Origin of the sequence: Ruegeria lacuscaerulensis, from assembly GCF_013031245.1 — a bacterium.
Lineage (GTDB): Bacteria > Pseudomonadota > Alphaproteobacteria > Rhodobacterales > Rhodobacteraceae > Ruegeria > Ruegeria lacuscaerulensis_C.
The window spans coordinates 264,339-277,245 of record NZ_WPZL01000003.1; the positions used below are offsets into that span (position 1 = coordinate 264,339).

Annotated in this window: 16 protein-coding genes; 6 read left to right on the forward strand and 10 right to left on the reverse strand. The window is 56.3% G+C overall.

The window, feature by feature from the left end:
* Positions 1-59 precede the first annotated feature (59 nt).
* Positions 60-182 (forward strand): hypothetical protein, encoded by a 123-nt coding sequence (locus GOX66_RS26030; RefSeq protein WP_272871495.1) that lies wholly within the window; start codon positions 60-62, stop codon positions 180-182.
* Between the two features lie 184 nt (positions 183-366).
* Here GOX66_RS26030 and GOX66_RS05975 read toward each other — a convergent pair whose 3' ends face one another.
* Positions 367-1,005 carry a MarC family protein gene (locus GOX66_RS05975; protein WP_170760755.1) on the reverse strand — a complete coding sequence of 213 codons (639 nt, stop codon included), beginning with the start codon at positions 1,003-1,005 and terminating at the stop codon, positions 367-369.
* Positions 1,006-1,064: 59 nt separating this feature from the next.
* Complete coding sequence (locus tag GOX66_RS05980) at positions 1,065-1,517, reverse strand: iron-sulfur cluster assembly scaffold protein (protein ID WP_170760577.1); 453 nt, start codon at positions 1,515-1,517, stop codon at positions 1,065-1,067.
* Between the two features lie 48 nt (positions 1,518-1,565).
* Here GOX66_RS05980 and hisI point away from each other — a divergent pair, with 48 nt between their 5' ends.
* Positions 1,566-1,955 carry a phosphoribosyl-AMP cyclohydrolase gene (hisI, locus tag GOX66_RS05985; RefSeq protein ID WP_170760578.1) on the forward strand — a complete coding sequence of 130 codons (390 nt, stop codon included), beginning with the start codon at positions 1,566-1,568 and terminating at the stop codon, positions 1,953-1,955.
* A 5-nt stretch (positions 1,956-1,960) separates the two neighbouring features.
* Here hisI and gluQRS read toward each other — a convergent pair whose 3' ends face one another.
* The 4 genes from gluQRS to GOX66_RS06005 all read right to left on the reverse strand — a co-directional run bounded on the left by gluQRS (position 1,961) and on the right by GOX66_RS06005 (position 5,921).
* Positions 1,961-2,878, reverse strand: a complete 918-nt coding sequence (gene gluQRS / locus GOX66_RS05990) for a tRNA glutamyl-Q(34) synthetase GluQRS (protein ID WP_170760579.1) — start codon at positions 2,876-2,878, stop codon at positions 1,961-1,963.
* Complete coding sequence (locus GOX66_RS05995; RefSeq protein WP_170760580.1) at positions 2,875-3,495, reverse strand: class I SAM-dependent DNA methyltransferase; 621 nt, start codon at positions 3,493-3,495, stop codon at positions 2,875-2,877. The genes gluQRS and GOX66_RS05995 overlap by 4 nt, the downstream gene beginning before the upstream one ends.
* Positions 3,496-3,532: 37 nt before the next feature.
* The gene (gene trmFO / locus GOX66_RS06000) at positions 3,533-4,873 is read right to left on the reverse strand and encodes a methylenetetrahydrofolate--tRNA-(uracil(54)-C(5))-methyltransferase (FADH(2)-oxidizing) TrmFO (protein WP_170760581.1); all 1,341 of its coding nucleotides are present in this window, start codon (positions 4,871-4,873) and stop codon (positions 3,533-3,535) included.
* Positions 4,874-5,135: 262 nt separating this feature from the next.
* Positions 5,136-5,921, reverse strand: a complete 786-nt coding sequence (locus tag GOX66_RS06005) for an enoyl-CoA hydratase (protein WP_170760582.1) — start codon at positions 5,919-5,921, stop codon at positions 5,136-5,138.
* Between the two features lie 58 nt (positions 5,922-5,979).
* Here GOX66_RS06005 and GOX66_RS06010 point away from each other — a divergent pair, with 58 nt between their 5' ends.
* A complete protein-coding gene (locus GOX66_RS06010) occupies positions 5,980-6,423 on the forward strand; it encodes a PaaI family thioesterase (RefSeq protein ID WP_170760583.1) in 444 nt (147 codons plus the stop codon).
* 60 nt (positions 6,424-6,483) lie between these two features.
* On the opposite strand, the gene GOX66_RS06015 is transcribed toward GOX66_RS06010, so the two are convergent.
* Positions 6,484-6,711 (reverse strand): DUF1127 domain-containing protein, encoded by a 228-nt coding sequence (locus tag GOX66_RS06015; protein ID WP_170760584.1) that lies wholly within the window; start codon positions 6,709-6,711, stop codon positions 6,484-6,486.
* A gap of 99 nt (positions 6,712-6,810) precedes the next feature.
* Here GOX66_RS06015 and GOX66_RS06020 point away from each other — a divergent pair, with 99 nt between their 5' ends.
* Positions 6,811-8,214, forward strand: coding sequence for an aminotransferase-like domain-containing protein (locus tag GOX66_RS06020; RefSeq protein ID WP_170760586.1), 1,404 nt, complete (start codon positions 6,811-6,813; stop codon positions 8,212-8,214).
* Between the two features lie 4 nt (positions 8,215-8,218).
* On the opposite strand, the gene GOX66_RS06025 is transcribed toward GOX66_RS06020, so the two are convergent.
* Positions 8,219-8,584: a nuclear transport factor 2 family protein gene (locus tag GOX66_RS06025; protein WP_170760588.1), complete on the reverse strand. Its 366-nt coding sequence runs from the start codon at positions 8,582-8,584 to the stop codon at positions 8,219-8,221.
* Positions 8,585-8,825: 241 nt separating this feature from the next.
* Here GOX66_RS06025 and rplM point away from each other — a divergent pair, with 241 nt between their 5' ends.
* Positions 8,826-9,284, forward strand: a complete 459-nt coding sequence (rplM, locus tag GOX66_RS06030) for a 50S ribosomal protein L13 (RefSeq protein WP_170748790.1) — start codon at positions 8,826-8,828, stop codon at positions 9,282-9,284.
* 6 nt (positions 9,285-9,290) lie between these two features.
* Entirely contained in the window at positions 9,291-9,776 is a 486-nt protein-coding gene (rpsI, locus tag GOX66_RS06035; protein WP_039535473.1) for a 30S ribosomal protein S9, read from the forward strand.
* A 48-nt stretch (positions 9,777-9,824) separates the two neighbouring features.
* On the opposite strand, the gene GOX66_RS06040 is transcribed toward rpsI, so the two are convergent.
* Together GOX66_RS06040 and GOX66_RS06045 are read right to left on the reverse strand one after the other, a co-directional pair.
* On the reverse strand, positions 9,825-10,985 hold the full coding sequence (locus tag GOX66_RS06040; RefSeq protein ID WP_170760590.1) for an ABC transporter substrate-binding protein: 1,161 nt from the start codon (positions 10,983-10,985) through the stop codon (positions 9,825-9,827).
* 30 nt (positions 10,986-11,015) lie between these two features.
* Positions 11,016-12,902, reverse strand: coding sequence for an AMP-dependent synthetase/ligase (locus tag GOX66_RS06045; protein ID WP_170760592.1), 1,887 nt, complete (start codon positions 12,900-12,902; stop codon positions 11,016-11,018).
* Positions 12,903-12,907 lie beyond the last annotated feature (5 nt).

The following is a 12,907-nucleotide window of genomic DNA, read 5'->3' on the forward strand; positions in this document are numbered from 1 at the left end:
GACGAAATATGAGAACAAAAGGTCAACAAAGGATTAAAACCCTGACCGGAGGTGAGACCATGCTGACCCAGATCAAGACCGCCATTAGCCGCTCGCAATCAACGCTTTTGCAGGATGCAGTGGGCGCGGTGTCTCTGATCGTCATGCTGATGGTTGCCCTTCACCTGCCAGGGGCGTTCTGACCCTTTCTGCCTGCGATCTCGTGCCGATCATACCGCGCTGTCATCCCCATTTCAGTCAAGGGTGACCTGCCTGTCCCAATTCCCTTGAGGGGCCTTGCCTCGGCCCCGTGCGGCTATCCGGACCCCACACGAGAAACGCAATGCCTGCCGCCGCCCTTTCCGCCCGGAAGGTGCGGCGGCTTTTTTACAACTGACCGGTTTTCATTATCTCAAGCATGGCCGACAGAACGGAATTCACCGCGACAGAGGCCAGGATCATCCCCATGATGCGGCTGATAATCGCCGCCCCGGAATGTCCGATCAGCCGGATAATGGGCTCGGCCAGCAGCATCAAGACAAAGGCGATGGCAACAACAGACAGCATGACCAAGGCGGTGATCCCCTGATCTGCGGCACTGAAGCGGTTGTTATCAGTCAGAATGACAATCGCCAGCATTGCACCGGGCGACGCGAGTGAGGGCACGGCCAGAGGGAATATCGCTGGATTGTGAGTGTGAAACTTGTCTTCCTGATCGTCCTCGGCTGCACGCTGTTCAATGTCTTGCTTGCTTTCGCCAAAGATCATCGTCAGCGCGAAAAGGAACAGGATGATGCCTCCGGCGACCTGAAATGAATTGAGGCCAATATCCAGCGCCTCAATCAGCAACTGACCGAAAACCAGAAAGAACAGCAAAATCCCGGCACTAATCACCGAAGCCAGAAGTGCCATCTTGCGCCGGGCCGCAACCTGCATTCCTGCAGTCACGGCGATAAATACGGGGATTGTACCAATTGGATCAATTACGACCCACAGGGTCACGAAATGCTCGAGCAGGTTATCCAAACCAATCATTCCCCCCATTTTTCCCTGAGGCTAGACTGGTTTGCGTTGGAAAGCCACGCTCAGGCGCAATTGGCCCGTTCGGCTTGCTCCATTGCCTCGGCAGCGGCATCCAGCACCAGCATGATCGAGGCATGGCGGTTCTTGTAATCCCGTGCCGGTATCAGGACTTCCAAACCGTCAAACGGTGCCCCGGGTGCGGGTCCGTCCTTTTTCAGCATGGCCGAAAGTTGATCCCGCGCGGTTTCTACCTGAGCGCGGGTGGCGCCGACAATGGCGTTTCCGACAACCGAAGCCGACGCCTGACCCAGCGCGCAGGCTTTGACATCCTGCCCGAACCCTGTGACCTTTCCGTCTTGCATCTTGACGTCCACGGTCACGGTCGAACCGCATAGCGGCGAGCGCTTTTTCACCGTGGCGTCGGGGTTTTCAAGCCGGTCCAGATGCGGAATATCTGCCGCCAGCGCCAGAATGCGGCCGGAATAGAGCTTAATCAGATCGTTCTCGCCGGACATGGCTTTCCCTCGTTGTCTGTTCCCCATACATAGTGAGCATCCACAGGGATGCAAAAGGTTTTTCTCATGTCCGCAACGGCCGCGTTTGATCCGTCAGAACTGAAATACAATGAGGCCGGCCTGATCCCGGCTATTGCCCAGGATGAGGCGTCCGGCGAGGTTCTAATGATGGCCTGGATGAATGTCGAAGCCATTAAAAAGACACTTGAAACTGGCCGCGTCACCTATTGGTCGCGTTCACGGCAGTCGTTTTGGATAAAGGGCGAAAGCTCGGGCCATGTTCAGGAATTGGTGGATTTTCGTTTCGATTGTGACCGTGATTGTCTTCTGGTCCTGGTTCGGCAGACCGGTGCGGCGTGCCACACGAACCGGCGCAGTTGTTTTTACACCGCAGTACGGGATGGGAATGAGATCGAACTGATGTCACCTATGGAGTGACGCGGTCAGAGGCCCACCATCGACCTGACATCAGCCGTTGTGACCCCATCAGCCCGGTATTTGGCTATTGCACGCGCATCATCTCGTTTGGCGAGGCGCTTGCCAGCCTCGTCCCGTACTAGCTGGTGGTGGTAGTAAAGCGGCGTAGGAAGACCCAACAGAGCCTGCAACAACACATGTATGCGCGTCGCCTCGAACAAATCCTGTCCCCGAACAACATGGGTTATCTTCTGCGCGGCGTCATCCAAAACAACTGACAGGTGATAGGACGTTCCCATATTGCGCCGGGACAAAACGACATCGCCTATGGTGCTTTCAAGTTCTTCAGCCGTGAACTGGATGATACCCGTCTCACCATCTGGGCCTTGGCCGAGTTCTTGAAATCTGGCGACGCTTGAATTCGGTGCATCGGGGATAACTGCCGGATGAAACAGGCCTTGTGCCTGACGGGCGGCGGCTGCGATATCCAGCCTTAGCGGGATGTCCTTGGGTCTGGAATACCGGTCCGAACATATTTGTTCCCAACGACGCCGGCACGTACCTGGATAAATTATGCCATCCGGACCATGCAGGGGCGCGCCTTCTTGCGGTGCACTTGCCGCGACCGCGATATCCCTGCGGTTACAGGTGCATGGGTAAAGAAGGCCCTGTTCCCACAAAGTGTCGAGGGCTTTATCATAAACGGCCAAACGCTCTGATTGGCGCATAACAGGGACGGGCCACCGAAGGCCCAACCAGTTCAGATCGTCGTAAATCTGTTGCTCCCAATGCGATCGGGACCGCGAACGGTCGATGTCTTCTATCCGCAACAGGAATTGCCCATTTTCAGATACAGCAAGATCATGGGCAAACATCGCAGAATAAGCGTGCCCTAGATGCAGTGGACCGGTCGGGGAAGGAGCAAATCGAGTTCTGAAAATCACGCTTTTTCAACGATATATACGTCAGACTTCAGGTCCATGCCGGGCAAATGCGGCCCATGTTCGCGAAATAGCAGCCGGGCCGCTCCCATGTCCAGCCAATCATTTAGACGTGAAGTATAAGAGATTTCCGCAAGAGTGTGATCATTGAAGGAAAAACCCAGAAGGCCCCCCTTGGGCAATGCGTTCATCACCAAATCAAAAACTTCGGGCGGGGCTGCGCCGGTGCCGATGACGCCGATGGCGGTAATCGCTTTGTATGCGCCTTGCTCCAATGGATCGGGATCGGTGATTTCGAAGGTCGACAGCTTACGGTAAATCCCTTTAGCTTCGGCGCGTTCCAACATCTTGGGTGTTGGGTCAACCCCATCGATTACCTCGAAACCCGCCGCGCGAAGGGCCACACCGGACAGCCCGGTACCGCAACCATAGTCAAGGATCGGTGTCTGAGGTTCGGGCAATTTCGACCACAATGCATCGGCCACACGACCCGGCGAGGCATAGCCATGCGCACCGACCTCGGCATCATAAGACGAGGCCCATTTTTGGTAATGCGCGTGGGTGGCCTGAGGCGAGCCCAGGCCCAGACCGTAGGCGTCTTTAAGGAATTTTTCGCTCATATTCCGATGTTACGCCGCATCGCCCCAAGGCGTCCAGTCAGCACCGCGCCAACCAGCTCGTCCATTCGGCTTTGGCCCGGTCGGTGTAGGCTTTGTAGCGATCCTTCCGACCCCGGCGACCGCCTTTCAGACCATCAACCGGGCGGAACAGGCCGAAATTGACGTTCATCGGCTGGAAAGTTTTCGCCTCGGCGCCGCCGGTGATGTGGTGAATCAGAGCGCCCATGGCGCTGTCCTGCGGAACCTCGGGCAGTGTATGGCCCTGAACTTCAGCAGCGGCCAGGCGACCGGCCAGCAGCCCCATGGCTGCGCTTTCGACATAGCCCTCAACCCCGGTGATCTGACCGGCAAAGCGGATGTTCGGTTTAGATTTCAAACGCATCTGCGAGTCCAGCAATGTGGGTGAATTGATGAATGTGTTACGGTGAATACCGCCCAGCCGCGCGAAACTGGCGTTTTCCAGGCCGGGGATCATCCGGAACACTTCGGTCTGCGCGCCGTATTTCATCTTGGTCTGAAAGCCCACGATGTTGAACAACGTGCCCAGGGCGTTGTCGCGGCGCAATTGCACAACCGCATGCGACTTAACTTCCGGCTGATGCGGGTTGGTCAGTCCAACCGGTTTCATCGGGCCGTGACGCAGTGTCTCGCGCCCGCGTTCCGCCATCACCTCGATCGGCAGGCAACCATCGAAATAACCCGCGGTTTCGCCTTCGTGAAACTCGGTCTTGTCGGCAGCCAGCAGAGCGTCGATGAACGCCTCATACTGATCCCGGTCCATCGGGCAGTTCAGATAGGCGGTACGCTCTTCCTCAGTCTCGCCTTTGTCATAGCGCGACTGCATCCACGCTTTGCTCATGTCGATGCTGTCGGCGTAAACGATTGGGGCTATGGCATCGAAGAAGGCCAGAGACTCGGCGCCGGTCTCGATGCGAATGGCCTCACCCAGTGCCGCGGAGGTCAGCGGGCCGGTCGCAAAGATCCAGTGGCCGTCATCGGGCAGAGTGGAAACCTCTTCGCCGGTGATCTCAACACGCGGATGTGCATGCAGTTTTGCCGTAACAGATTCGGCGAACGGGTCGCGGTCCACGGCCAGTGCGCCACCGGCGGGCAGTCGGTGCGCGTCCGCGGTCGTCATAATCAGTCCATTGGCCGCACGCATTTCCCAGTGCAGCAGGCCGACCGCATTCTGCTCGTCATCGTCCGAACGGAATGAGTTCGAGCATACCATCTCGGCCAGACTCCCGGTCTGGTGCGCAAACGTGCCCACTTTGGGCCGCATTTCGTGGATCACGACATCCACGCCCATTTCCGCCGCCTGCCAGGCTGCCTCGGACCCGGCCATGCCGCCGCCCACGATATGCAATTTCTGTGTCATGCGCTGCCACATAGGGCAGAGCACCGCACAACGCAACACAGCCGCGCCATCGCAGCCTGGTTTAGTATTTCAAGGGAAACTTGGGGTCGCCGCTGCGGGAATGTCAACGCCGGTGAGAGAAACCAGCTTGGAGGGACCTTCCGCCCACGGCGACCCAAAAGTATGTTCAGGGCCTTTGCCCTGTCCCAGCTTTGCCACAGTGTTGCCCTTTTGAAAAGTGCAAAAATGAGAACAGTGGCGAAAAATGTTGATTACCTTCGCCTTATTGGTGCCAATTTGGCGATCTTTTTTCGATAAACGCAGATATTCCTTCTTCGGTATCCCGATGCAGCATATTCTGAGCCATTACTTCGCCGGTGTATTCGTAGGCCTGTTCAACCGGCAATTCCAGTTGTCTGTAAAACGCTTCTTTGCCAGTCTTAACAGCTGAGCCAAGCTTTCCTGCCAGTTGTTCGGCAAGTGCCATCGTCTCATGTTCCAACAGCATTTCAGGTACAGCGCGGTTGATCAGCCCAATCTCAGCTGCTTTCTCGGCAGAAATGAACTCTCCTGTTGTCAGCATCTCGAACGCCAGTTTGCGGGGGATATTCCGGCTTAGCGCGACCATGGGCGTAGAGCAGAACAACCCGATATTCACTCCGTTAACGCCAAACCGAGTGCCTTCGGCAGCAACGGCCAGATCGCAGGTCGCTACCAACTGACAGCCTGCAGCCGTCGCAATACCGTGCACCTGAGCGATCACAGGCTGGGGCAGGGACTGTATCGACAGCATCATCCTGGCGCATCTGGCAAACAAATCCTGGAAATAGGCCTTGCCGCCGTCGTCCGACTGACGCCCCGCAGTCATTTGTTTCAGGTCGTGTCCCGCACAGAATGCCTTGCCTTCGCCCGACAGAATCACCGCGCGGATCGAATTGTCGTCACGCAGCGCTTCAAGTTCGGTCTGAAGGGATGCCAGCATCTCATCGCTCAGGGCATTCAACCGCTCGGGCGTATTCATTATTAGGGTGGCAACTGCACCTGTGTCGTTACGTTCCAGAATTGCCATCTTGCCCTCCGATATGATGTTGGGCCAACTCTAGGTCGGCAAATCGAGGAGGGGAAGCATGACATTAGCGATGAACCGGGAAGAGCTGATGGAATACATGAAACAGATCTTTCCGCAGGTGCATCGGGACTTTGTTGTCGAAGAACTGGATGAAAACGAAATCGTCATGCGGCTGGTCGTTGAAGACAGGCATCTGCGTCCCGGCGGAACCGTGTCGGGGCCGTCGATGTTCGGGCTGGCTGACGTCTGTGTCTATGCGATCATTCTGGCGCGGAGAGGCCGGCAATCTCTTGCAGTGACAACCGGCTGCTCGATGGACTTCATGCGAAAACCCGAAGGGGGCAAGGACATGATTGCAAAATGCAGGTTGTTGAAACTTGGAAGATCGCTGGCCGTCGGGGACGTCCTGATGTTCTCTGAGGGCTCTGACAAACCCGCCGCGCGGGCAACGATGACATATTCTCTGCCGCCCGAGGGATCGGCTGCTGCGGCATTCGGATAAAAAATGGCCGGGCAAAAAACCCGGCCAAGGAAGAGGTCCCGTCAAGGGACTGGGGAATGGTTAGTCCTGCCAAAACCGACGGTGGATTTCCCTGTTGGCTTGATGGCGGGTCAGACCAACATCCTCCAAAAGTCTGTCATCCAGCTTTGACAAATTAATACGACTGCGGCGTTGACGCTCCCATTTTGTGACAATCGCCGCAAACCGCACGGCCAGCGCGGCGATCAGCGGCAGCCGGGGGCTGTCGTTCAGCAGCATGAGGGCGGGGTTGTGCATTGCGCGTGTCATCTTAGGTATCCTTTCAAATTGTATTGACACAAACGTAATATGTTCGGTATATAGGCTTGATACATTCAGGATTGTGTCAAAATCAAAGAAAGAATTGTAATGGATACAATTTGGCCGGAGGCGCTGCCGAAATCCAAGGGACCTAAGTACACCCTGGTTGCAGACACAATACGAAAAGCGATTGATAACAAGATGCTGGAGGTAGGAACGAAACTACCTCCAGTGCGTGAACTTGCGTATCGATTACAAATCACTCCGGGCACCGTTGCAAGGGCGTATACGATTCTCACAGACGAAGGCTTGCTACAAGCAGAGGTCGGACGTGGTACATTTGTAGCCCCGCCCAAATCACCCATTCTGGATGATGTCTGGGCAAGGCAGCTGCACCTGAGGGACGACAAGTACAACGCCAATGTCAGCTTGTTCAGCCCGCGTTTGGCTGATGTGGGGCAGGTAGCCCTGATCCGGGAATGCCTGCAGAAGGTTTCTCAGTCCGATCCGGGCATGTTTATGAACTATCCAACGCGTGACGCATACCAACCGACACGACAAGTTGTGGTCGATTGGCTTTCCGATCTGCCTCTGGGGGCACTGTCGCATGATGATATTGTACTGACACATGGTGGTCAGAACGGGCTTTGCCTTGTGTTTCAAACGATATTGCGGGGGGCTAAGCCGGTCGTACTGGTCGAAGACCTGTCTTACGCAGGCTTTCGCCGTGCCGGAGAGTTGATGCGCGCCGATGTGGTTGGCGTGAAGATGGACAAGTGGGGAGTCGATCCGGCTGCCATGGAACACGTCCTGCGCCAGACCCCCGCTCAAGCTGTCTGCGTCTCACCCGAAGTGCAAAACCCAACCGGATCGCATACACCTCTTGAGCGCCGAAAAGAGATCGTCGATGTCGCCCGCCGTTATGACGTCCAAATCATCGAAGACGATTGCTATCGCATGGGGGATGCTCGCGAACCCAGCTATCGTGCTCTGGCACCCGAAAGAGGGTGGCATGTGTCTTCGATTTCAAAAGTCCTGACGCCTGCATTGCGTATCGGTTTTGCCATCGCGCCAAGAGAAAGAAGCGGGGATCTGCGGCGTTCCGCTGAATATGGGTATTTCGGGTTGGCTCAGCCGCTGGCCGAACTGACCCGTTTGCTGCTTTCTGACCGAAGAACCCGGCAAATTGCCAAGGATGTCCGGGTGCGGATGGGTGAATATGTGCGGGTCGCCGTAAATGCATTGGGCGGGTTCGATCTGAACTGGGCGCCGGATGTGCCATTTGTCTGGCTGAACCTGCCGTCTGGCTGGCGCGCCGCGGCATTCAGCCGTGCAGCCGAGCGTGAGGGCATACAGTTGCGATCGGCCGATGAATTTGCGCTGCGCGACGGGCGTGCGCCAAACGCGGTGCGCATCGCGATGAACGGGCATGTGTCGCTGGAGCGGTTTGAGGACGCGATGCAGAGGCTGCGGACATTGCTGGACAATCCGCCCGAACAAATCAGTGTTTAATATTCTATGTAAGTGGCGCCGGATCTCCGAAGAACCCAGCCAGATGTGCTATCTTTCCCTGATCGTCCAGGCGAATGAAGTCATGACCGGCAACCATGATCGACCCATCTGGCGCGACCATACGCCAGGTAAAGTGAACCACATCATGGTGAGAGACAGGCGTGCTGGTGATATCAACGCGTCCGTTTGAGGTTTTCAAAATCTCTCCGATATGCTCGCTAAGCTGCGCTATGCCGCTGACATCTGCAGTAGGATCGACATACCGTCCGTTTTCCGAAAAGCACCGCGTCAGTTGTTCTTTTCGTTTATCAGGGTCCATTTCCTGCCACGCTGCGCCGTAATCTGAAATGACCTGATGTAAATCGTGCATGCGATCCTCCGGGCTCAACAAGTTCAGAATGGCAATGACGATAACAGAACAGGGATGCAGGCGCGAATTGCATGCTGAAATATGGGGTAAAATAATACCTAATTTGTAAGTATTTGGTTTTGCTACATTAAAACTAATTCACTGCGCTTGACCTGCGCGCGCGTGCCCCATAAAACCCGTCCATCGAATTCGGGCCGCTCCGTCGGGGGCGGTCTTTCACATCAAACAGGACTATCCTGCCATGAAAACCTTTTCTGCAACACCTGCAGACATCGACAAGAAGTGGATCCTGATCGACGCCGAGGGCGTTGTTCTGGGCCGTCTTGCCTCGATCGTCGCCATGCGCCTGCGTGGCAAGCACAAAGCGTCGTTTACCCCGAACATGGACATGGGCGACAATGTCATCGTGATCAACGCTGACAAAATCCAGATGACCGGCAAGAAGCGCGAAGAGAACTTCTACTGGCACACTGGCCACCCGGGCGGAATCAAATCGCGCACCAAGCAGCAGATTCTCGAGGGTGCACACCCCGAGCGCGTCGTGACCCAGGCGGTCAAGCGCATGCTGCCGGGCAACCGCCTGTCGCGTCAGGTTATGACCAACTTGCGCGTTTATGCAGGTGCCGAGCACCCGCATGAAGCCCAGTCGCCCGAAGTTCTGGACGTTAAGTCCATGAACAAGAAAAACACCCGGAGCTAATAACCGATGGCTGATCAGATCAATACTCTCGAAGAGCTGAGCGCCGTCGCAGGCGTTGAAACCGTGGCCGAAGAAGTCATCGTGCGTGAACCCGTACGTGACGAGCTGGGCCGCTCCTACGCCACCGGCAAGCGTAAAGACGCTGTTGCCCGCGTTTGGATCAAGCCGGGTTCCGGCAAAGTCACCGTGAACGGCAAAGATCAGGACAAGTACTTCGCTCGTCCCGTTCTGCAGTTGATCCTGCGCCAGCCGTTCCAGGTTGCTGGTGTTGAAGGTGAATTCGACGTTGTCGCAACCGTCAAAGGTGGTGGCCTGACCGGTCAGGCCGGTGCGGTCAAGCACGGCATCTCGAAAGCGCTGCAGCTGTACGATCCGTCGCTGCGTGGTGCTCTGAAAGCTGCAGGCTTCCTGACCCGCGACAGCCGCGTTGTGGAACGTAAGAAATACGGTAAGCGCAAAGCGCGTCGTTCGTTCCAGTTCTCGAAGCGTTAATCGCAGCGGATCGCAAAAGACAAAGGGCTCGCATCAGCGAGCCCTTTTTTATTCTTCGTAAACCAGTTTCCAGGCTCCGTTCTCGACCACATTGACATAAACCGCGTCCGCGCCCTGATGGTCGTCGGGACCGAACGTCATGTGGTTGCCGATAAGGTCGTCCTGGTAATCCAGCGACTCCATCGCGGCGATAAAACTTTCGTGGGTCAAATCCGGGCCGGCGGCGTCCAGCGCTTTGACCATCATCTCAGCTGCCGAATATCCCAGCATGGCAAAGCCGACAGGGTCTTCTCCGGTGGCGGCTTTGTATTCCTCGATAAAGGCGGCAGGGGCGGGTTCATCTGCACGGGCCCACAGGTCCTGCCATGAAGCGGCGGCATAGAACCCGTCGGTCACCCCGCCAGGCACCTGTGCCACAACGGTCAGGAAGCTGGCTGAGGTCCCAAGGAATTTCATATCCTCCAGTCCCATCTTTTTGGCGGTACCGACCACGGTGATCGCCTGACGCACGCCCAGAGCTATTGTGACGATGTCACAGCCTTCTTCCTTAAGCTTGCTTAACGAACCGACAAAGTCCGTCTCATCCGGCTTGTGCGTCGTCTCGGAGACAAATGCGATTCCTGCTTCTTCTGCGCCTGCTTTGCTGCCTTCCAGAATCTCTTCTCCGAAATCCGTGGGCAGATACATTGTGCAGACGCTCTGCGATCCGAACTCTCCAGCCAGGTATTTCACCCCGACGCGGCTCTGATCAAAATAGCTTGAGAAGGAGGTGAACTTATTGTCGATCGGTTCCTGCAACATCTGCCGCGCGGCGGACAGAGGGGCGACGTTTGGGATACCCTTGGGGTCCAAAAGTTTGAACCCAGCCAGGTTCATCGGCGTGCCCAACGACTGCAGCATGGCAAACACCTTGTCGCGGTTCAGCAGCTTGTTGTAGCCCTGCATCGCGCGCGGCATCTGATAGCCATTATCTTCGACCACATAACGGATGGTGCGACCATGTACGCCACCATCGGCATTGACACGGTCAAAGACGACGTTGGCCCCTTTGGTGGCCGGAACGCCAACGGCGGCGAAAATTCCACTCAGGTCGTTGACCGAGCCGATGACAATTTCGTCGTCGGTGACACCCTGTGTCTGCGCGCTGGCAATACTGGTTGTTACCGTCAACGCGGAGGCTGTCGCCAGCCGTTTGAATACGTTCCTCATAATTCTCCTCCCTTTGGGTAGCCCCATTAACTATTTGTACATGTCTTCAATGAGATGTCCGTGTTTCTTTTCGACAAAGCTGCGCCTTAATTTCATTGTCGCGGTCAGTTCGTCATCGTCGGCGGTCAGCAACACGTCAATCAAGCGGAAATCCTTGATCTGTTCCACGCGGGCGAATTCCTTGTTGGCGGCATCGACATCAGCCTGAATCTGGTCCCGGACTTCGGGCGCGGCACAGAGCGACGCAAAATTCGAGAACGGGATTTTTCTGTCCTGCGCAAATTTCTCGACATTATCCTGGTCGATCATGATCAGCGCGGTCAGGTATTTCCGCTTGTCGCCGATGAGGACGGCATCCGAGATATACTGGCTGACTTTCAACCGGCTTTCGAATTCGGCCGGGGTGATGTTCTTTCCGCCAGCGGTAATGATGATGTCCTTCAGGCGCCCGGTGATGGTTACATAGCCCTGATCGTCGATATGCCCCATGTCTCCGGTCCGCAGCCAGCCGTCGGCAGTAAAGGTGTCGGCGGTTTTGGCATTGTTGCGCCAATAGCCCTGAAAAATGTTCAGACCCTTAAGCTGAATTTCACCGTCTTCGGAAATACGGATGTCGTTGCTGGGAACCGCGCGTCCTATGGACCCGACTTTGTTGCATTCTGTGCTGTTCGCAGCCGCGAGACCAGAGGTTTCCGTCATACCGAACCCTTCGACCAGAGGCACACCGATAGCCCAGTACCATTTCAACAACTCAGCCGAGATTGGGGCGGCTCCGGTGCCGCCCCGGCGCAGCTTGTCCATACCCAGCATCCGGCGAAGATTGCGCAATACAAATCGGTCCCACAGCCAGAATTTTGCTGCAATGCCCACAGGTACAGGTTTTCCGGCAAGGATGAATTCGGCCCGCGCAAATCCCGCTTTCAACGCCATCCCGAACGCGGCGCGGCCCGTTGGCGTCGCCTCTTGCGCCATGACTTGCACATGGGAATAGATCTTTTCCCAAACCCGGGGCACGGCTGTGAAGGTGGTAGGAGAGACCTCTTGCAGGTTTGCAAAAACGGTCTCGGGACTTTCTGCGAAGTTCACAACGCACTTGGCGGCCAACGGGAAGTAAACCGAAACATCCCGTTCCAGGATGTGGCAGAGCGGCAGAAAGCAAAGTTGCTCGTCAGTTTCGTACGTGGGCAGGGCGTGCGCTCCGGCTTCAATGGTGGCCAAAATATTCTCGTGACTCAGCATGGCGCCCTTGGGCATGCCGGTCGTGCCTGACGTATAGACCAGCAGCGCCGTGTCCTGCGGAGCTGCCAGCGCTATTTCCGCATCGAACCGCCCCGGCTCCTCTGCGTCGGCCCGTTGCCCCAACGCATATAGGTCCTCGATCATCACACACTGTGGGTGGCTTAGATCGTGCAGGCCCTCGTCCTCAAGAATAACGACTTTCAGCAGGCCGGGAACCTCAGCTTCGATCTCAAGAAACTTGTCCAGTTGCTCTTCGTTCTCGACAATGAGAAATCGACTGTCGCTGTCATTGATCTGGTATTTCAACTGACTGGCCGAATCCGTGGTGTAGACGCCCGATGCGATACCCCCAACGCTCTGAATCGCCGTGTCGAACCAGGCCCATTCCTTGCGATCTTCGGACAGGATCGAAACGACCTCACCCCGTTGCAATCCCAACTTGCGCAAAGCGAGGCCAATCCATTTGGCGTGCTGCCAGTAGTCGGACCATGAATAGGACTTCCAGATTCCAAGCTCTTTTTCGCGGTGCGCGGTGCGCTCTCCAAGATCCGTGCAGCGTTTCTGAAACAGCTCGCAAATGGTGACGCAACCATCGACGCGCAGAGGCCGCTGGCCGGGGTTAGCATTGAAGCGGACGCCGTTGATCCTGGTCTGAGGGGGCAGGGAACTGATGTTCATCTGAC